17 protein-coding genes, 2 tRNA genes and 1 pseudogene are annotated in these 20470 nt (G+C 38.3%); 8 read left to right on the top strand and 12 right to left on the bottom strand.

Going from position 1 to position 20470, the window contains the following annotated elements; translation table 11 throughout:
- Positions 1-65: 65 nt before the first annotated feature.
- Both B554_RS0113395 and B554_RS0113390 read left to right on the top strand, forming a co-directional pair.
- A complete protein-coding gene (locus B554_RS0113395; protein ID WP_025465219.1) occupies positions 66-617 on the top strand; it encodes a helix-turn-helix domain-containing protein in 552 nt (183 codons plus the stop codon).
- A 183-nt stretch (positions 618-800) separates the two neighbouring features.
- Positions 801-2492: an ATP-binding cassette domain-containing protein gene (locus B554_RS0113390; protein WP_019458454.1), complete on the top strand. Its 1692-nt coding sequence runs from the start codon at positions 801-803 to the stop codon at positions 2490-2492.
- Positions 2493-2547: 55 nt separating this feature from the next.
- Here the strand turns inward: B554_RS0113390 and hisA are convergent, their stop codons facing one another.
- The 5 genes from hisA to hisB form a co-directional block, all read right to left on the bottom strand.
- On the bottom strand, positions 2548-3279 hold the full coding sequence (hisA, locus tag B554_RS0113385) for a 1-(5-phosphoribosyl)-5-[(5-phosphoribosylamino)methylideneamino]imidazole-4-carboxamide isomerase (protein ID WP_002052186.1): 732 nt from the start codon (positions 3277-3279) through the stop codon (positions 2548-2550).
- Positions 3280-3373: 94 nt separating this feature from the next.
- Entirely contained in the window at positions 3374-4015 is a 642-nt protein-coding gene (locus B554_RS0113380) for a 3'-5' exonuclease (RefSeq protein ID WP_019458453.1), read from the bottom strand.
- A gap of 84 nt (positions 4016-4099) precedes the next feature.
- Positions 4100-4648, bottom strand: a complete 549-nt coding sequence (locus tag B554_RS0113375; RefSeq protein ID WP_019458452.1) for a DUF805 domain-containing protein — start codon at positions 4646-4648, stop codon at positions 4100-4102.
- 152 nt (positions 4649-4800) lie between these two features.
- A complete protein-coding gene (hisH, locus tag B554_RS0113370; RefSeq protein ID WP_004705110.1) occupies positions 4801-5418 on the bottom strand; it encodes an imidazole glycerol phosphate synthase subunit HisH in 618 nt (205 codons plus the stop codon).
- A complete protein-coding gene (hisB, locus tag B554_RS0113365; protein WP_002116767.1) occupies positions 5418-6011 on the bottom strand; it encodes an imidazoleglycerol-phosphate dehydratase HisB in 594 nt (197 codons plus the stop codon). Before hisB ends, hisH begins: the two co-directional genes overlap by 1 nt.
- Positions 6012-6114: 103 nt before the next feature.
- Here hisB and B554_RS0113360 point away from each other — a divergent pair, with 103 nt between their 5' ends.
- From B554_RS0113360 to B554_RS0113350, 3 genes are all read left to right on the top strand, one after another.
- Positions 6115-6498: a GNAT family N-acetyltransferase gene (locus tag B554_RS0113360; protein WP_019458451.1), complete on the top strand. Its 384-nt coding sequence runs from the start codon at positions 6115-6117 to the stop codon at positions 6496-6498.
- Positions 6499-6603: 105 nt separating this feature from the next.
- Positions 6604-6679, top strand: a tRNA-Phe gene (locus B554_RS0113355).
- 126 nt (positions 6680-6805) lie between these two features.
- Positions 6806-6881 (top strand) — tRNA-Phe (locus B554_RS0113350).
- 171 nt (positions 6882-7052) lie between these two features.
- Here B554_RS0113350 and B554_RS0113345 read toward each other — a convergent pair.
- The 5 genes and pseudogenes from B554_RS0113345 to ompR all read right to left on the bottom strand — a co-directional run bounded on the left by B554_RS0113345 (position 7053) and on the right by ompR (position 11558).
- Entirely contained in the window at positions 7053-7484 is a 432-nt protein-coding gene (locus tag B554_RS0113345; RefSeq protein WP_019458450.1) for a GNAT family acetyltransferase, read from the bottom strand.
- Between the two features lie 129 nt (positions 7485-7613).
- Positions 7614-9128, bottom strand: coding sequence for an acetyl-CoA hydrolase/transferase family protein (locus B554_RS0113340; RefSeq protein ID WP_019458449.1), 1515 nt, complete (start codon positions 9126-9128; stop codon positions 7614-7616).
- A gap of 35 nt (positions 9129-9163) precedes the next feature.
- Positions 9164-9256: pseudogene (locus tag B554_RS19280) on the bottom strand (hypothetical protein); the annotation flags it as partial.
- Between the two features lie 62 nt (positions 9257-9318).
- Positions 9319-10776, bottom strand: a complete 1458-nt coding sequence (locus tag B554_RS0113335; RefSeq protein ID WP_019458448.1) for an ATP-binding protein — start codon at positions 10774-10776, stop codon at positions 9319-9321.
- A gap of 17 nt (positions 10777-10793) precedes the next feature.
- On the bottom strand, positions 10794-11558 hold the full coding sequence (gene ompR, locus B554_RS0113330) for a two-component system response regulator OmpR (RefSeq protein ID WP_000060753.1): 765 nt from the start codon (positions 11556-11558) through the stop codon (positions 10794-10796).
- 659 nt (positions 11559-12217) lie between these two features.
- Here ompR and B554_RS0113325 point away from each other — a divergent pair.
- From B554_RS0113325 to B554_RS0113315, 3 genes are all read left to right on the top strand, one after another.
- A complete protein-coding gene (locus B554_RS0113325) occupies positions 12218-14569 on the top strand; it encodes a Tex family protein (RefSeq protein ID WP_019458447.1) in 2352 nt (783 codons plus the stop codon).
- A 77-nt stretch (positions 14570-14646) separates the two neighbouring features.
- Complete coding sequence (locus B554_RS18325) at positions 14647-15288, top strand: hypothetical protein (protein ID WP_019458446.1); 642 nt, start codon at positions 14647-14649, stop codon at positions 15286-15288.
- A 336-nt stretch (positions 15289-15624) separates the two neighbouring features.
- On the top strand, positions 15625-17814 hold the full coding sequence (locus tag B554_RS0113315) for a bifunctional SulP family inorganic anion transporter/carbonic anhydrase (RefSeq protein WP_019458445.1): 2190 nt from the start codon (positions 15625-15627) through the stop codon (positions 17812-17814).
- Positions 17815-17883: 69 nt separating this feature from the next.
- Here the strand turns inward: B554_RS0113315 and B554_RS0113310 are convergent, their stop codons facing one another.
- Positions 17884-18774, bottom strand: coding sequence for an SDR family NAD(P)-dependent oxidoreductase (locus tag B554_RS0113310; RefSeq protein WP_004705127.1), 891 nt, complete (start codon positions 18772-18774; stop codon positions 17884-17886).
- 273 nt (positions 18775-19047) lie between these two features.
- Complete coding sequence (locus B554_RS0113305; RefSeq protein WP_019458444.1) at positions 19048-20331, bottom strand: O-acetylhomoserine aminocarboxypropyltransferase/cysteine synthase family protein; 1284 nt, start codon at positions 20329-20331, stop codon at positions 19048-19050.
- Positions 20332-20470 lie beyond the last annotated feature (139 nt).

Raw genomic sequence — 20470 nt, 5'->3', positions numbered from 1 at the left:
CACATATTGCGCTATTCTTCAATTTTGTGCAATATATTGCTCAAATTTTCTTTACTACCTATTCTATGAGCCAGTCGAGTACCGTTTTACAGCACGTAGGCACAAATATCCGTTCACTAAGAGATGAGCGTGGTTTAAGCCAACAGGAATTGGCAGATCAGGCAGGTGTAAGTAGACGTACCATTGCTGCTTTAGAAACAGGACAAGTCAATATCAGCTTGGCTAAACTCGACGCGATTGCGATAGTGTTAGGGGTAGACTTTAGAACGATTGTGAGCGCACCCGAGCATAAAGAACAAGCCTTGGTTAATGTACTTGCTTGGCAGGGTGAAAAAGAGGAAAGCAAAGCAACATTACTGGCTTCAGTTCCGTCTCATAGCCAAGTTGAGCTTTGGACGTGGTCATTGGCAGTAGGGGAGTCTTATATTGCTGAAGCAGACCCAGAAGGGTGGCAAGAACTGATTTATGTATTAGAAGGTGAGCTAACGATACAATTTGCGGATAGCTCAAAAACCATAGCTGCTGGCTCTTCAATTATATATGCCAGTTCAGTGACTTACACTTATATTAATAGTGGTAATCAAGTGCTTAAATTTATTCGTAATGTGGTGTATTAACTTTAAAATCTTTTTTAAAACTATATGAAGTATTCGGTTTTATATCGTGCATTTATCTTATTTAAAAAGTTGTAAGTTTAGTTTTAAACAAAAAACATGAAGAACAATAAATAAGACAAGTTATGATATTTCGTGTGTAATGAAATTATTTTTAAATCGTTTTAACAGAAAAAAGATAGAGAAATGAAGTTTTTATTAAGTTCACAAGATATTCAGAACTATAAATTTATATGGAATATTTCTAAAGAAAACTATAAGAAACAAAGAAGTAGTATGTTTCTTATGTTTTTATTAGTGGTATTTGCAGCATTTTTTACGACTTTATTACCATACTTGCTAAAAATTATTATCGATTATTCTGCACACGAATATAACTTTTTACTCAATATTCAACTCCCATTTAATTTTTTATATCTACTTGTAGTTGCCTACGCGACCGCATGGTTAGTCAATGAGTTATGCCATTGGACGCAAAATATTTTTGGGGCTTATTTGATGGTCGATTTCAAAGGATCATTAATTTCTGCAGGCTTAAAAAATTATTTAAATCTTAAAAAAGATGCACAAGATCAAATCGAGGCTGGAACAGTAATGAGTGATCTTGAAAGAGGAAGTACTGCTTTTGGTGAGATTAATTTAACGTTAACTTTTTATTTAGGACCAATTATTTTCCAATTGGTAATGATTTTTGCGGTTTTGTTTACGACCATTAGTTTACTTTTCAGTATTAGCTTTTTATTGGTCGCTATTATTATTTTTATCGTTTCCTTTCATATAAATAAAAGAAGTAGTTCACTATTCGATGCCATGTATGAAAAAGACAATTTAGTGAATAGTCATTTAATACATCAAATATCTAACTCCTATGAAATTAAAGTAAAAAATGCAGTGCCGTTTCAGTTGTCGAAATTTAATGACACTCTAAATTTATATATCACAACGGCAAAAGATAGGAATAAGAAAATAGGATTATTGATGATTTCTCAGTTGTTTATGATCTTTTTATTCTTACTTATTTTTATGTTATTTACTGTATTTCTTTCAACTGACAAGCAATTGACAGCTGGGGCTTTTGTATTGATAAGTACTTATATTATTCAACTCACCAATCCATTTTTGGCTGTTTCCCAAAGTTTGATGCGGTTAAATGGCAACTTTGTGGCTTTAGCAAAATACCGACAGTATTTTAATCTCAAGAAAGAGCAATATACGTCGTCTACCATTCAACATTCCGAAGTCATATTTCAATTTATAAATGCCAAATTTTCGTTAGGAAAAAGAGCAGTAGACCATTTTAATTTAACAATTTTGGCTAATAAAACGTATGTCGTGATTGGGCAAACAGGGCTAGGTAAAACTTCTCTGATGAATTATTTAATGGGGGTATATCAGATTCAGTCAGGGCAGCTTTTTTATAAAAATATCGATATTAGTCATAATTTTTCTAAGCATATTTTTGATGAAGTGGTCTATGTTGCCCAACAACATGTGATTTTTCCTTATTCTTTAAGAGATAATTTGGTTTATAACTCTCAGCATATATACGAAGATTCTTACTTACTTCAGATGCTTGATCAGTTTAAGCTGTTACATATTTTGAAAAAGCATCAGTTAACGCTCGATGATGATCTCACTGAAATTTATAAGAATTTTTCAGGGGGAGAAAAGCAAAGAATTTGTATCCTTCGGGGTCTTTTAGCACGCCCACAACTCATCATATTAGATGAACCGACCGCAGCTTTAGACCTAGATACTGCAAAAGATATACTTGCATATATTCAGCAAGTTGTTCCGTCCGTGATTATGATTACGCATTCACCCTATGCAATGGAACTGGCAGATGAGGTGATCGATTTAGAAAAACTATTAAATTAGAAATGATTAAAATAAAAAAAGAGCCTAAACAGGCTCTTTTTTTACATCTTAAAAATTAAAGACGGTTTTCATCTAACAAAAGCTGAGCTTCACGAAGGTTTAGAGTGCCTTCATAAATTGCACGACCTGTGATTGCACCTAAAATGCCTGGTTTGCCTTTTAAGTTACGAACGTCATCAAGGTTAGTTACGCCACCTGAAGCAATCACTGGTAAGCCAGAGTATTGAGCCAAGTTGACAGTTTGCTCAACGTTTACACCTTGCATCATGCCATCACGTGCAATGTCTGTATAAACAATGCTAGACACACCAGCATCTGCAAAGCGTTTTGCTAAGTCGGTTGCTTTTACGTCAGTAACATTAGCCCAACCGTCAGTTGCAACCATACCATTCATGGCATCAATACCAACAATGATGTGACCTGCAAAGCGCTTACAAGCTTCTTCTACAAATTCTGGCTCTTGAACTGCTTTAGTCCCGATAATGACAAAAGTCACACCAGCTTCTAAGTAATGTTCAATCGTTTCTAATGAACGAATACCACCACCAATTTGAATTGGTAATTCTGGCTGAGCTTTAGCAATCGCTTCAACAACAGGTTTATGGATAGGCGTACCTGCGAAAGCACCATTCAAATCGACCAAATGCAAACGACGTGCGCCTTCATTTACCCAATGCTGGGCAGTTGCAACCGGATCGTCAGAGAAAACGGTATCGTCTTCCATACGCCCTTGTTTTAAACGCACACATTTACCATCTTTCAGGTCAATTGCTGGAATGATTAGCATGCTTTCGCTCCTTGCTTCATCATGTTTATGAAATTGTGCACATCTTAGCAAAGTATTGATCAATCGCTAAGCCTTAGAAAAGACTTTTATAACTTTACGCGTGAAGTGCGGTTTGAATCGTTTGTGAAATGTGAGCCGGTAATAAGTTTTGTTTACGAAGCTCTAAAAATACCAGTAGAGCTGCATACGCATCGGCAGAGGCATAACTGATTTGCTGTGGTGTTAGTGGCTTTTGCGCCCAATTTGATGTTCCGACTTTCTTTGACTTTGAAAGATACTGTCCAAACAACAGTGCTACGGCTTTTTGTACACCCATTTGTTGAGTAAAACCAAGGTGACTAAAACCTTTAGCAAGGTCAACGCAGCTTTCAAGCTCTATGCCTTTTTTATGAAAAATGTGCTTATCATTTTTAAGACCAAAGCCGACTTTAATTTGCTGAAGGTTTGACAAAATAGGCTGCAAAAACTTTAAAGTTGATGAGTTTACATGAAATAAATAGGCTTTATGTTCTGTGGCAAGCTGAATCAGATGTGGACCCGTCGAGACCTCACCTACTTTAAATGTCGGTTTAGATTCTGAATCAAAACCTAAAAAGATCGCTGCTTTTAGTTCTTCTGCAATAGTTTTGCATTGCTCAATATTTTCAATCACTACAATATTTTGGTGGTTAAGATTTTTAAAAGGTGGGAGCTGTTGAATAGAGGCTTTATCGAGGAGGGGAAGGGTTTCGGACATATTTAACAGCGTACAAATAAATTGAGCTATTCCCTTTATATATGAATAAAGCCTAGAGAACTAGGCTTTACGAAACTTTAAAAATTATTGAGACTGAGATGGAGACCCAATGATAACGCTTTCGCTTTTTTCAACATAGCCTTCATAGGTAGGAGCCATGATTGTGGCAACAATAGCAAAAATTACTGCAAGTGGAATAAGCGCAATATAGATCCAACCTAAAACACGTTCCCAGCTTGGCGTTGGACGCTTTGGTCCATAATCATTAGGGCCTTCAGTTCCTTTTGCACAGAATAAATAAATGGCAAGGCCAATGTTCACGACTGGTACGAGCATGAGTAAAGATAACCAACCTGTATTATTACGGTCATGCAAACGGCGAATAGTAAATACGAAGCTAATATAAATACCACCGATATAGAGAATGGCAATAGCGACGATGCCCGGCGCAGTAAAACTAGGGGTGCCCTCATTTTGTGTAAGACCGAAAGTAAAAATAATAAGTAGAACAACAGCAGCGAGGGTTAGGGTAAATAGGAAGGTCCAAGCAGCATATGAGAGTCGTCCAAAACGACCATTCGCCTTAAAGGGTGAATCCTGCTGAAGTGGTTGATTTTCAAAAGGTGAATTCATTTTGTTTATCCTGTTCATTTGGTTTTATTTAAAAGTATGAATATTCAATATTTTGTTGAATAAAATATCATTCTATAAATGATTGCTTATTATTATAAATAAAAAAAAAGATCAGGCCATCTAGACCTGATCTGTTTAAAGCTTTCGTGAAATTAAATATTCCATTCCACAAAGTTTTTAAGTAACTGCAATCCAGCAGTATGGCTTTTCTCTGGATGGAATTGAGTCGCAAATAAATTATCTTTGTGAATTGCTGTGCAGAAGTTCACGCCATATTCGCATGTTGCAGCCACAAGCTTTTCATCTTTCGGTTCAACATAGTAGCTGTGTACAAAGTAGAAGCGAGCATCTTGTTCAATGTTGTTCCACATTGGATGGCTTGGGTCCATTTGGTGAACTTGGTTCCAGCCCATGTGTGGGACTTTCAAGCCTTCCATTTGAGGGAAGTGCTTTACTACACCGTCAAAAATACCTAGTGCGTCTACACCGCCATTTTCTTCAGAACTTTGCAGTAATGCTTGCATGCCTACACAAATCGCAAGAACTGGTTTATTAAAAGCAGCTTTGCGTACGACTTCATCAATACCTGCTTCACGCATGCCTTGCATACAGTCACGCATTGCCCCAACACCCGGGAAAACAATTTTGTCGGCTTGTGCAATTAATTTTGGGTCGTTAGTTACATCGACTGTAGCGCCCACATGCTCAAGTGCTTTAGCTGCTGAGTGTAGATTGCCCATGCCATAATCAAGTAACGCGATACGTGTCATTAGAGGCTACCTTTTGTCGATGCAATCGTGTTTTCAGCACGTGGATCAACTTCACATGCCATACGTAAAGCACGAGCTAGTGCTTTAAATACACTCTCGATTTGATGATGGCTGTTTTTACCTTTCAAGTTATCGATATGTAAGGTCATAAGCGCATGGTTTACGAAACCTTGGAAAAACTCGGAAAATAAATCCACATCAAAAGTACCAATACGTGCGCGAGTAAATGGAATATCCATAAATAAACCCGGACGACCAGATAAATCTACGACAACACGAGATAAAGCTTCGTCTAATGGTGCATAAAAGTGACCATAGCGTTTTAAACCTTTTTTATCACCTAAAGCTTGTGCAAAAGCTTGTCCAAGCGTGATACCGCAGTCTTCTACGGTATGATGATCATCAATCTCGAGGTCTCCATCACAATGAATATCGATATCAAATAAGCCATGTCGCTTGATTTGATCAATCATATGGTCTAAAAATGGAACTCCGGTGTTTAGTGTGCCTTGACCAGTACCATCGAGATTTAAGCGAACTCGAATTTTGGTTTCATTGGTATTTCTAACCACTTCACTGATACGTTGCGTCATGGACACGTTCCTCAAAAAAACGTCAAAAATGATTGGATGTTAACGACAATTTCGCTGTGACGAATTCGTGACAGCATCATAGTTTGCTCAGGAGGGTTAATCAATGCCTATTACCGTACATGCTTATAGTTCTCTAGATAATTCAGAGATTCGTGATCAGCTTGAGCGTTTGTATGATACAAGTCCGGAGTTTGGTGACGGGCACGATGCGATTGAACAACTTGAACAAGATTTACAACAGTATACCACGCTATACACTGCCGAATTTAACACCAAAATTATAGGTGCAATTTGGTCTTCAGGACAAGGTGAAAGCAAGGTTCTTGAATATATTGTTGTGCATCCTGCTAACCGTGGTCGTGGTGTCGCTGAGCGCTTAGTTGAAGAAGCTTGCCGTATAGAAGAATCAAATGGCGTTAAAATTTTTGAACCGGGATGTGGGGCTATCCATCGTTGTTTAGCACATATTGGTAAACTACATACCTAAAAGCCTATTTTTACTGTAACTGTGATTTAAAAATAATCACTTGTTACAAAAAATGCGGAAGTTACTTGACGTTAACTAATAAACATTGTTTAATACGCCCACTTCGGCGTGATAGCTCAGTAGGTAGAGCAACGGATTGAAAATCCGTGTGTCCCCAGTTCGATCCTGGGTCTCGCCACCATTATTTGTGTTTTCAATCCCTGATCCCATCAGGGATTTTTTTTAAGTATAAAAAATATCCATTTAAATCAGAAACTCAGGATAATTGTTGACTATTGTTCTGAGATGCGGCTTAATACAGGCCATCGGCGTGATAGCTCAGTAGGTAGAGCAACGGATTGAAAATCCGTGTGTCCCCAGTTCGATCCTGGGTCTCGCCACCATATTCGAAAAAGCCCCATACTTTAAAGTATGGGGCTTTTTTCATGTCTGCTGATTTAATAAAAAATATGAAGATCGCGCCTGTGTATAAATCTCATTTTATCCACAAGCAAATAGGGTTATCCCCAATATTACCTTCACTTTCTAAAAATAGCTCAACTGAAAACTTGTCTCTACTCGTGAGGATTATCATTAATGAGTCGTTTGCCTAAACACACGGCTTCTACTTCGTCGTAACCGAGCTGTTCGTAAAAGTTCAATACATTCAAATTATCTTTACGCACCAATAATTGAAGTTTTGGGCAACCGCGAGCGATGAGGCGCTTCTCAAGTTGCTGTACAAGCGCTGTAGCGATGCCTAAGCGTTGTTGGTGGGGATGAACAGCCAAATAGTTAATCCAGCCTCTATGACCGTCGTAACCGCCCATGAGCGTGCCAATCAGTTGCTCATCCTTAATAGCAACTAAAAATAAATCATCTTGTTGTGAAACTTTTCTGAAAATATCTGTTTCAGGACTATTCCAAGGGCGGGTGAGACCGCAGCTTTCCCATAAATTAACGACATCATCCAGATCTGCATTTGTAAATTGGCGAATAATGAACATGTGGATTTCTACTTTTTGTTTTGATGTGCTGAAAAGATAAAATAAAAATATGAGCTTGAGCAGTAGTTTTGAATAATTTAAACAAATAAAAAAGCACCCCCAAAGGAGTGCTTAAATTAAAAATATTGCTTACGCTGATTTTGCAATAGATGCCGCTTGGAGCATTTGACCTGTTTCTTCGAAGTTTGCATGCCAAGACAATGCTTCACGAAGTAAATGAGGGGTATGACCACCTTTAGCACATGCACGATCAAAGTAGTCGTTCAATGCATCACGGTAAAGCGGATGTACACAGTTATCAATAATAGCGCGAGCACGTTCACGAGGCGCTAAACCACGTAAGTCTGCTAAACCTTGCTCTGTTACTAAAATATCAACGTCGTGTTCACTGTGGTCAACGTGACTCACCATTGGCACGATAGAAGAAATATCGCCGCCTTTAGCAATTGATTTGGTCACGAAAATAGCCAAGTGCGCATTACGAGCGAAGTCACCCGAACCACCAATACCGTTCATCATTTTCGTACCACATACGTGAGTTGAGTTCACGTTACCGTAAATATCAAACTCAAGCGCAGTGTTAATGCCGATAATCCCTAAACGACGTACAAGCTCAGGATGGTTAGAAATCTCTTGTGGGCGAAGCACTAATTTGTCTTTGTAAGCTTCGATATTGCCAAAAACTTTTTCGCCACATTTAGCTGAAAGGGTAATTGAGCTACCAGAAGCAAACTTCATTTTGCCTGCATCAATGAGTTCAAAAGTACAGTCTTGTAGAACTTCTGAGTACATGATGAGGTCTTCAAAATCAGAATCTTTTAAACCTGTTAATACAGCGTTAGCAATTGAACCAATCCCTGCTTGTAATGGACCAAGGTTCTTTGGTAAACGGCCTTCAGCAACTTCTTTATTAAAGAAAGCAATGAGGTGGTTTGCAATGCCTTGAGTCTCATCATCTGGAGGAGTGACTGTTGATGGTGAGTCATGTGTGTCGTTAAAGACAATACCAACAATTTTTGCAGGATCAATTTGAATTGCAGTTGTACCAATGCGCTCATCCACTTTTGTTAATGGAATTGGCGTACGAGTTGGACGGTAAGTCGGAATATAGATGTCGTGCAAACCTTCAAAGCTTTCGCTTAAAGATGTGTTGATTTCAACAATTACTTTTTCTGCAAAAATTGCGAAACTTGCAGAGTTACCTACAGAAGTTGTTGGGATAATGCCACCATCTTCAGTAATTGCAATTGCTTCAATTACTGCAACGTCTGGACGTTTAAGCTGCTGGTTACGCATTTGTTCAACAGTTTCTGACAAGTGTTGATCAATAAACATGACTTCGCCGTTGTTAATTGCGCGGCGTAAAGTGTTGTCTACCTGAAAAGGCATGCGACGAGATAAAACACCTGCTTCCGTGAGTTGTTTGTCTAAGTCATTACCTAAGCTAGCACCCGTAATTAACGTGATTTTTAACGGATTTTTCTTTGCATGCTCTACAAGTGCCTGTGGAACAGCTTTAGCTTCACCGGCACGAGTAAAACCACTCATACCAACGGTCATTCCATTTTCGATGAATTGCGCAGCTTGTTCAGCACTGATGACCTTGTCATGAAGAGAAGCTAGGCGAATACGACTTAAAGACATTGGACATCCTCAATATTGTCAAAACATACGGGATTTTAGCTATGAAAAAATGAAAAGTGCATAGGTGTTAGGCTAAGGTCTAATTTTTAAAATAAATGTGGGTATAATTTATTTTTATGATTTATATTTTATTGATTTTAAATATTTTTTAAAAATTTAAAATAGCACTTTAAATGATCATTCGATCAAATTAAAAGCGCTCACTTAAAGTTTGTTTAATTTTTTCTAGCGGATTTGTCGTGGTGTTTTCTTCAGCCGCTGGTTTTGGGATAGGTAACGAAATAATAACTTCTAAGCCACCTTGTTCACGGTTGTGAATTTGGATCTCACCTTGGTGAATATCGACAATACGTTTAACAATTGCAAGACCTAAACCGCTACCCTGAATTGTTCTAGCAGCGTTACCTCTAACGAAAGGTTGCATTAATTCTTCAATTTGGTCTTCGGGAATGCCTTCACCATTGTCGGCAACCGTAATCAAAATATGTTCATTTTCAACTTTTGCACTGAGTTCGATTGGCTCTGCACCATAACGCTTTGCGTTATTAATTAGGTTGGCAATGAGACGTTTTAATGAGAGGCTACGTGCAGGAATAATCGGTACATCTTGCATTTCGAAACGAATATCAAGCGGTTTAAACTGAACAATTAATTCTTGCAATAACATATTGATATTGGTGTCTTTTAATTCTTCATCTGAACCGTCGCGCATATATGAGATGAACTGATTTAAAATCGCATCCATATCATCTACGTCATACACCAAGCCTTCACGAAAAAACTCATCAGGCAACATTTCTGCCGTTAAACGAATACGTGTAAGGGGCGTGCGCAAATCATGTGAAATACCGGCCAACATAATCCGTCGTTCACGCTCGGTTTGATCAAGGGTATATACCATGCGATTAAAGGCTTGGTTTACTTGGCGAATTTCTAGTGGACCATGATTGGTATCTAGGTAAGGCGCTGTTCCTGACTTGCTATATTCATTGGCAGCATTTTGCAAACGACGCAAAGGGCGGTTCATTTGTCGAACCAAAATCAAAATAATGATGGCTGAGGCTAAAGGAACACCCACGACCCAACCAATTAATAGTTCAGGGCTATAGTTTGCATATGTTTTTAGAGGTTCACGGACCCAATTACCATGCATTTCAGGAGTTTGAATCCAAATACGAGGGCTTGGTTTAAATTGGAAGTAAACCGTAACGTCCTTAGTGCCAATCTCATTGGCTAGTTTCTGCTCAACGTGATTAGTAAAAAACTCGGCAATAACTTTATCGCGGACACTAGGATATTCTTTAGGATCGGTTATGTATTCAATACCAACCCGATTACGTAACCAGGTATCGATATCAACTTCGTTATTACCATGTAAAATACGAATATTAGGGTTATTGACCAGTTCTAGTTCAACAGCCAGATAACGGGCATGTTGTTGAATTTCTGGTAAATAGAGAGTGCGCCAAAAAAACCACAATGACATAAACAGGCTAAAGAACACCACCAGCAGTACCAAAATAGTGGTACGCATGGCAGCAGAACGTGGCTTAATCTTGTCGAGAAAACGTTCCCACCTCGTCCGTTTACGCTCTGAGTACGTAACGTAATCGGTAAAGTTTTGTGGTGGAATTGGCTCTAAAGTCACTCTATTTTATCTCAAACTTATTCAGCACCGTCTGGAACAAACACATAACCCACGCCCCACACAGTTTGGATGTAGCGCGCACGTGCTGGATTATCTTCAATCAGACGACGTAGACGAGATACCTGAACATCAATAGAACGTTCCATTGCACCCCATTCACGACCACGAGCCAAGTTCATGAGTTTGTCACGTGTTAATGGTTCGCGTGGATGCTGTACCAAAGCCTTCAATACCGCAAACTCACCTGTAGTCAATGTAACGATTTGACCTTCACGAGTAAGCGTACGTGTAGATAGATCTAAAGACCATGGGCCGAAACTAACTACTTCAACTTGTTGGCTTGGAGCACCTGGAACTTCACGAACTTGACGACGTAATACTGCGCGAATACGTGCTAGAAGCTCATTAGGGTTAAATGGTTTTGGTAAATAGTCATCTGCACCAGCTTCTAGACCAGCAATACGATCAGAGTCACTACCACGAGCAGTTAACATGATAATAGGAGTATCAATGTTTGACTGACGTAAGCGTCGGCAAATACTTAAACCATCTTCAACGGGTAACATGAAATCGAGAACGATAAGAGAAAATAACTCACGTTGTAATAAACGATCCATTTGCGAAGCGTCGTGGGCAGTTTTTACAACAAAGCCTTTATCTTCTAAAAAGCGTTGCAAGAGGGTACGTAAACGCACATCGTCATCGACTACTAAAATGCGCTCGACACGATCCGTTTCGTTATGTACGGTTTCAGGATGTTCAGCAGGTACAACTAAACTCATGATGTACTCCCTTTTAAAGTCATAATTTATATATTATTGGGGCGCTCAGGCTTATTGCCAGCAAGCCCTCAGTATAATGCCGATGTTCTTGTTAAGACTATGTATCAATTTGCTCAAAATTACAATTTTCGTAGGTGCTTGAAACCAAAAAACAACATCTTATGCCCATAATTTAGCAAAGGCCGCGATAAAAAACCAAATATTCAATCATTCGCCAGATTTTTATCGATTAAATTTTAATAAACATTTGTTTCAAATAAATTATTTAAAAAAATTCCCTTCATTTATTCTTTAGTTTTTACAAGCATTGTTAGATATTTTATTGATGAGTGGTTCAAAATTTATATATAAAAAGAAGAAAAATGAAGTTTTTATACCTTCTAGCCATGTATCAATATGTTCATTTTCTCGTAATTTGTATTAAAAAATTTAATTGGATGCTAGAAGAGTTGCTACAACTCCTATCTTTAAATAAAGTTTGACTTGAAAAGTAGAATGACAAATAGATCAAGTTTTAAAAGAGTTTTTTTAAGATAAGAATGTGAAAAATTCATAGTCAATACAAAAAAACGTTTTGAATACGCAAACAAGTGTGGATTTTATGGGCTTGGTCTTTATAATCATTGCTTTTAAACTTTATCCTTGTGGGATCAAACACGATGACTGACTTAGTTCAGCAGTTGGCAAGTGAGCTTGCCGTACGTCCAAACCAAGTAGAAGCTGCCATCCGCTTAATTGACGAAGGTGCCAGTGTTCCATTTATTGCCCGTTACCGTAAAGAAGTAACACAAGGTTTAGATGATACGCAGTTACGCCAATTAGATACTCGTTTAGCGTATTTACGTGATTTATATGAGCGCCGTGAAAAGGTCATTCAGTCATTGCAAGAACAGAATAAATTGAATGATGACTTATTGGCGCGGGTGAATGCAGCCGAAACAAAAAATGCTTTAGAAGAAATTTATGCTCCGTACCGTCCTAAGCGTACGAGTAAGTCTTTCAAGGCGAAAGAAGCGGGTCTAGGACCAATCGCTGAAAAAATTATTGCAGAACAAATTGACCCAACAGAAGCATTGGCTGGTTTTAGTCATGAAGAATATCCAGATGTTGAAAGTCAGTTAGATGCAATTCAGCATATTCTGATTGATGACTGGGCACAAAACATTGCGCTGACTACAGAATTAAAAGCAACTTTTGCAAAAACAGCAGTATTAAAAAGTACAGTTGCTTCTGAAGAAAAGAAAGAAGTCGGTAAAAAGTTCCGCGATTACTTTGAATTCTCTGAAGGCTTAAACAAACTACCTTCTCATCGTTTATTGGCAATGTTACGTGGCCGTCAAGAAAACGTACTTGGTTTAAAAGTAGATGGTGAAGATGATGCACCTTTGGCACGTATTGAAACTGAATACAACCTTGATCAAGTTCAGCCACAAACTCGCCAAGATTTCTTAAAGCAAACTGCAAAATTATTCTGGTTAGGTAAAGTTCGTCCTCAAATCGAGCATTCATTGCTAACAGAAAAACGTCTTGCTGCTGAAGCAGAAGCAATGCAGGTATTTGCTGAAAACCTTCGTCATTTATTGTTATCTGCCCCAGCAGGTAGCCGTACAACTTTGGGTGTTGACCCTGGTATCCGTACAGGTGTGAAACTGGCTGTCGTAAGTGATGCAGGTGATGTACTTGCTCATAGCACGATTTACCCATTTGCGCCTAAAGAAGATAAAGAAGGTTCAATTGCTGAATTGGCTCGTTTGTGTCGTGAATATAACGTAGAGCTTATTGCGATTGGTAACGGTACTGCGAGCCGTGAAACAGAAGCTGTAGTTGCTGAAATGATGGCTGCAAATACAGACCTTAAATTAACACGTGTGACTGTAAGCGAAGCAGGTGCATCTGTTTACTCTGCAAGTGAGCTTGCTTCGGCAGAACTTCCAGAGCTTGATGTTTCAATTCGTGGAGCAGTTTCTATTGCTCGCCGTTTACAAGACCCACTTGCTGAGCTTGTGAAGATCGACCCGAAATCTATTGGTGTAGGTCAATATCAACACGATGTAAATCAAACTGGTTTGGCAAAAACACTTGATGCGGTAGTTGAAGACTGTGTGAATGCTGTTGGTGTTGATGTAAATACTGCTTCACCAGCAATCTTGGCTTATATAGCAGGTTTAAACAAAGCAATTGCTCAGCAAATCGTTGAATACCGTAAAGAGCATGGTCGTTTTGATAACCGTCAAGCGTTGAAAAGCGTACCTCGTTTAGGCGAGCGCACTTTTGAACAAGCGGCTGGCTTCTTGCGTATCCAAAATGGCTCTGAACCTTTAGATGCTTCTGCTGTTCACCCTGAAAGTTATGGTCTTGTTGAGAAAATTGTTGCGGCGAAAGCGACGACAGTTAAAGACATTATTGGTAATACCGAAATCATTCGCCAAGTAAAAGCTGATGAATTTGTTGATGACAAATTTGGTTTGCCAACAGTTCAAGACGTATTAGCTGAACTTGAAAAACCAGGCCGTGACCCGCGTCCAGAGTTCCGTACTGCTAAATTCCGCGAAGATATCACTGAAGTGGGTCAATTGACTGAAGGCATGCAGCTTGAAGGTGTAATTACCAATGTCACAAACTTTGGTGCCTTTGTTGATATTGGTGTACATCAAGACGGTTTAGTTCATATCTCTGAATTAGCAAATGAGTTTGTTTCTGATCCGCATAAAGTAGTTAAACCGGGTCAGATTGTACAAGTACGTGTGATGCAAGTTGATGCTGAGCGTAACCGTGTGAACTTGAGTATGCGCGCAGAAGGTGCAGCTCCTGTTAAAGCACAGCGTCCACCGCGTCGTGAGCAAAATAACGATCAGCGTTCTGAGCGTAAGCCACAAGGTAAGCGCCCTCAACAGCCGCGTAAAGATCAGGTTGAGCGTCCACAACGTAGCAAGCAAGAAAAACCACAAGAGCAAAAAATTGGTGGTTTTGGTGCATTGTTACTACAAGCAGGAATTAAAGGTTCTAAATAAACTACTGGGTTAAAAATTTGATTAAAGAAGCCTATCTCGATAGGCTTCTTTTTTATGTGGAAATAATAGGATAAGTAATGATTAAATATAAAAAAATTCGTGGAGAAAAAAGACGTATTAGAAAAATTAAACAGTGGATTGATGATCATCTTGACCTTGATATTGCATATTTAAAGCGATATCAGTGTGAATATGTAAAGTTTTGGGTAGACCCATGGGATAGGTTATCTCTGACAAATAGTCAGTATCCACAGCCTCAAGGTATATATAAGGAATTATTTTTTAATGGTTTGCTCCAAATATACATGTCATGGAAAAAACAATTAGATTTCTTAAATCAACCTTATTATTTAAAAATATGGTTATTTGAAAATGATTTGAAGCGGTCACAGGTTGTTTGCGCGATTGGTGAAAAAATTGAACATTATCAACATCTTTTTGAAAAACCATTAGATGAAACTTCTTTAAGTATAGTCGAGTGGCAAGAAATGAACGATATGATGAAGAAAGTCAATTGGGAGAAGAAAATAGAAATAACGTTATATGAGAAAGATTGGCTTGGTAGTCCTGATGACTATAAGACTCAAAAAAATTATGAAGATACAAAAAAATGGTTTAATAACAATGTAATTGAGAAATATCGAGAAGTAAAAAGAATTGATGGGGATGAATATTATATTGTTGAAACAGATAATGTTTGGATAGGCTATATTTTATAAATCTAAAATAAAAATTATCTAATAAAAATTAATGTACTTAAGCAGTTTCGTATCTTATTCAACTTTCCAAATCTATAAATTGTTGTACCAGTTATATTTACGAATAGTTAATCATGAGTATTTATTAAAAAATTGCAGTGGTAAAGATGAGGTGAATCTTAAGATCAACAAAAACGGTGTGAAATCTACAATCAACTATACAACGTTATAGCATAACTCAACTTTAACCCTTTCCCGATGTCAGACAATATCGATAAAGCCTTGAAGTAAGTTCCTCACTTTCAGGCAGTTACATTAAAAATTGATTGTTTTTTTATATTATAAATGGTTGTTTTTATGCCGGCTTTAGAACTGAAAAATAGATTTCATTTAAACGATCTCCTTTCGGGAGTAGTCGTATTTCTCGTGGCCTTACCCTTATGTTTGGGTATCGCCTTAGCCTCAGGCGCTCCAATCATTTCTGGCATTATTGCCGGAATTGTTGGTGGAATTATTGTTGGCCTGCTGAGTGGTTCTCACATCAGTGTCTCTGGCCCAGCAGCAGGATTGACTGCGGTCATCCTTGTACAGTTAGATCAATTAGGCGGCAATTATGCCGCCTTTTTATTGTGTATTGTATTTGCAGGAATTTTACAAATTTTATTTGGAATATTTAAGTTAGGTTTCTTTGCCAACTTCATTCCAAACAATGTCATTTTAGGATTATTGGCTGCTATTGGGGCCATTCTTATTGTGACGCAGCTGCCGTATTTATTTGGGTTGACTGACTTTTCATGGGAAAAAGTTTGGACTGCCACACCCGATACTTTTCTTCAGCATTTCGATGCGGGTGCGGCGTTTATTGGGCTACTGAGTTTATTTCTAATTTTAGCTTGGGATAGCAGTCCACTTAAAAAGTTAGCCATACCTTCGGCTTTAATTGCTGTGGTCATTGCAGCAGTTTTAAATTTTGTTTTGATGAATATTGGCTCGCCTTGGACTGTGCAAAGCAATAATTTGATTCAACTACCAAACATATTACAAGCGCCGCAAGAGGTATTAGTTTTTCCAGACTTTAGCTATCTGGCTGAACCATTAATTTATACCGGAGCAATTACACTCGCGATTGTGGCGTCTTTAGAGACATTACTAAACTTAGAAGCCGCAGACAAACTTGACCCTCAAAAGCGTTCATCTCCACCTAATCGTGAACTGTGGGCACAAGGTGCGGGTAATATTGTTTCAGGTTTAATTGGCGGAATGCCAGTGACTTCGGTCATTGTCCGTAGTTCTGTAAATGCAAATACAGGCGCACGTAGTAAATATTCAACGATCATTCACGGCATATTATTGCTACTAGCAGTTTTATTCTTTGTTCAACTCATGAACATGATTCCATTGTCTGCACTCGCAGCGATTTTAATTGTGACTGGTTTTAAACTGACTCATCCAAAGCTATTTAAACAGCTTTATCAAAAAGGCTGGAAACAGTTTTTACCTTTCATTATCACCCTTGTTGCAATCTTGCTGACAGACTTATTAACCGGAATTTTGGTGGGTCTATTTACCAGTAGTGCGTTTATTTTATATGGCAACTTCAATAAAGGCGTTCGTGTTTATAAAGAAAAGCATTTACACGGAATCGTGACCCGTATTGAGCTTCCATCACAAGTGACTTTTCTTAATCGTTCAGCGCTCATTTCTGCATTGGAACATGTTCATAAAGATCAGCAGTTGATTATTGATGCGACTCAATGCGATTCGATTGATCCAGATATTTATCAGGTCATTCAAGATTATCAAAATGAAACGGCAGTTAAGCGTCAGGTTGACTTGAAGCTTATAGGATTTAAACAGCACTATGAAGAAGTAGATGATGCAGTTCTTGATATCTATATTAGTACTAGAGATTTACAGCGTAAATTAAGTCCGCAGCAGGTGGTTACTTTACTTAAAGAAGGTAATGAACGCTTCGTAAAAAATGAACGTTTACAACGTGATATTTACCGTCAAATCCGTGTCACCGCAGATGAAGGTCAACACCCGATTGCTGCTGTTTTGGGATGTATGGATTCTCGTGCACCCACTGAAATGATTTTTGATGTGGGTATTGGTGATCTATTTAGTTTAAGGATTGCCGGTAATATCGCAGGTCAAAAAGTACTAGGTTCACTTGAGTTTGCCTGTCAGGCCAAAGGTTCTAAAGTCATTTTAGTTTTAGGTCATACCGACTGCGGAGCAGTGACCAGTGCATGTCAGCTACGCTTACAGCAAAAACAAGTCTCTGATGTCAAAGAAATGCCGCATATTCAATATGTGCTTGGACCACTCATGCGTTCGGTAGAAAGCGTATATGACATTATGCAACCGCGTGAGTTAAACAAAGCTTTTATTAATCAGGTGACAGCCATGAATGTTCACTACAACATCCAATATATTATTAATAACAGTAAAGTACTTAAAGACTTGCTAGACCGTGGTGAGATTGCAATTATTGGTGCGATTTACGATGTTAAAACAGGGCATGTTGAATTTTTAGATGCGTAAACAAGCCTAAATAAAAAAGCGCTTCTTAAGAAGCGCTTTTTTATTTTTAACTCATCTTAATATGCCAAATTACCAATGCTCACCTGGGAAAATTCGTGCATAAGCTTTTTGTGCCCAGTTCAATTTCTCAGCTTTTTGACCTTTTGCTGCATCAGAACTTGGGAACAGGCGGAAACCAATCGACATAAACATGTTGTTGATGCCCGGCGCGACTGAATATGTCATAGATGCCAAACGACCTAAGTTCGTCGCAATACGTTTCGGACGTTTCACAATTGCATAAGCAATTAAGTCAGCTGCTTGTTCAGGTGAAAGGGTTGGTACGTATTTATAAATTTTGGTTGGTGCGATCATTGGGGTACGCACTAAAGGCATATAAATTGATGTGATCGCAATTTTATGCGCATGAACTTCGGCAGAAAGACAGCGACTAAATGCATCAAGCGCAGCTTTAGAAGCGACATAAGCAGAGAAGCGTGTTGCATTTGCTAATACGCCGATTGAACTAATATTAATAATTTGACCGTCTTTACGTTGAATCATGTGAGGCAAAATATTAAGCACCATTCGTACAGCGCCAAAGTAGTTTAATTGCATGGTACGTTCAAAGTCATGGAAACGATCATAAGACTCATGAACAGCACGACGAATAGAGCGACCTGCGTTATTGATTAAAATATCAATATGATCAACAGAAGCTAAAATATCTTTAGAAACCTGATCAATCATGTCCATGTCGTTAAGATCACATGGGAAAATTGATGCCTGACCGCCACGGCTTTCAATATCTGCTTTCACTTCTTCTAATGTTTCTTGAGTACGGGCAACCAGTAAAACATGCGCACCAGCGTCAGCAAGTTTGTTCGAAACCGTTAAACCGATTCCACTTGAGGCACCTGTCACTAAAATGACTTTACCTTGTACCTTTTCTTGGAACAGAGCTTCTAATTTTTTATTCACAGCATTTTACCTAAGTAGGGGCAGGGGCTATTTATTCCGGTATGTAATTTTTATTTTTTACAACCGTTGGTTCATCCTGATGAACTCCTAAATATTGCCCTATCTTAATAGATGTATAAAAATTGTCTAGTATGTAAATATATGAAATTTAACAATTTATTTAGAGTAAAAACTCTAAATTATTACCCTAATCCATTAATTATTGTGAAGGGTTAAATCAAATGAAAATAAAAAAGCCTCTATATTCCAGAGGCTTATTTATTAGTTTAAAAATTATACAGATGAAAGTGCTTGTTCTAAGTCGGCAATCAGGTCATCAACATGTTCAATACCGATAGAAAGACGAACCATATCTTCACTTACGCCGGCAGCTTTTAATTCTTGTTCATTGAGCTGGCGGTGAGTTGTGGTTGCAGGATGACACGCCAGACTTTTCGCATCACCAATATTCACAAGACGAGTAAATAGCTGTAGTGCGTCAATGAAGCGAGTACCCCCTTCACGACCATCTTGAACACCAAAGGATAAAATTGCAGAAGGTTTACCCTTTAAATATTTTTGCGCAAGTTGGTGTTGTGGATGATCTTTTAAGCCTGCGTAATTGACCCATTTTACTTTTGGATGATTTTGCAAATATTCCGCGACTTTCTGTGCATTTTCAGTATGGCGTTCCATCCTTAAATTAAGCGTTTCTAGACCCTGTAAAATTAAGAAAACACTGAGCGGGCTAATCGCAGCCCCTGTATTGCGTAATGGCACTACACGAGCTCGTGCTATATAGGCAGCCTCACCTAAAGCTTCGACATAATTAACCCCGTGATAACTTGGGTCTGGTGTATTCAAAACCTTAAAACGCTCTGGATATTTACCCCAAGGAAATTTGCCGCTATCGACAATTGCACCGCCAATACTATTACCATGGCCACCAATATATTTAGTAAGCGAATGGATAACGATATCAGCCCCATATTGAAATGGTTTTAATAAAGCAGGGGTGGCAACTGTGTTATCGACAACGACAGGTACACCATATTCATGGGCGATTTTTGAAATTGCTTCTAGATCAATGATATTGCCGAGCGGGTTACCAATTGACTCAACAAAAACAAGTTTAGTTTTATCATCAATTAAATTACGCAAGCTTTCAGGTTTTTGATAATCAAAAAAGCGAACTTCAATTCCTTGTTTTGGTAGTGTATGGGCAAATAAATTATATGTACCGCCATATAAAGTTGAGACAGAAGCAATATTATCTCCAGCTTCAGTAATGGTCTGAATGGCATAAGTAATGGCTGCCATTCCAGATGCTAAAGCTAAAGCACCAATGCCTCCTTCGAGTGCAGCAAGGCGTTGCTCAAGTACAGCAGTGGTGGGGTTCATAATACGAGTATAAATATTACCTTGTACTTTTAAGTCGAAAAGGTCTGCACCATGCTGTGTGTTATCAAATGCATAAGAGGTAGTTTGATAAATAGGAACCGCGACAGCTTTGGTTGTTGCTTCAGGAGTGTAGCCTGCGTGAATGGCTAAGGTTTCGTCTCGGTATGTATGTGACATTGTTATCATCGAAGTGGTCAAAGAATAATCCAGATTTTTTAGCATACTCTTTATGCATGATTTAGATATTTTTATGTAAAGTTCAGCAGTTTTAGGCATAAAAGAACTTAGTTTAATTTTTCCAGATCACTAAATTGAA

The organism is Acinetobacter sp. GG2, assembly GCF_000292385.1.
GTDB classification, from domain to species: domain Bacteria; phylum Pseudomonadota; class Gammaproteobacteria; order Pseudomonadales; family Moraxellaceae; genus Acinetobacter; species Acinetobacter seifertii.
The sequence above is the reverse complement of the archived record's forward strand: the minus strand, read 5'-3'. Positions and strand labels throughout refer to the sequence as shown.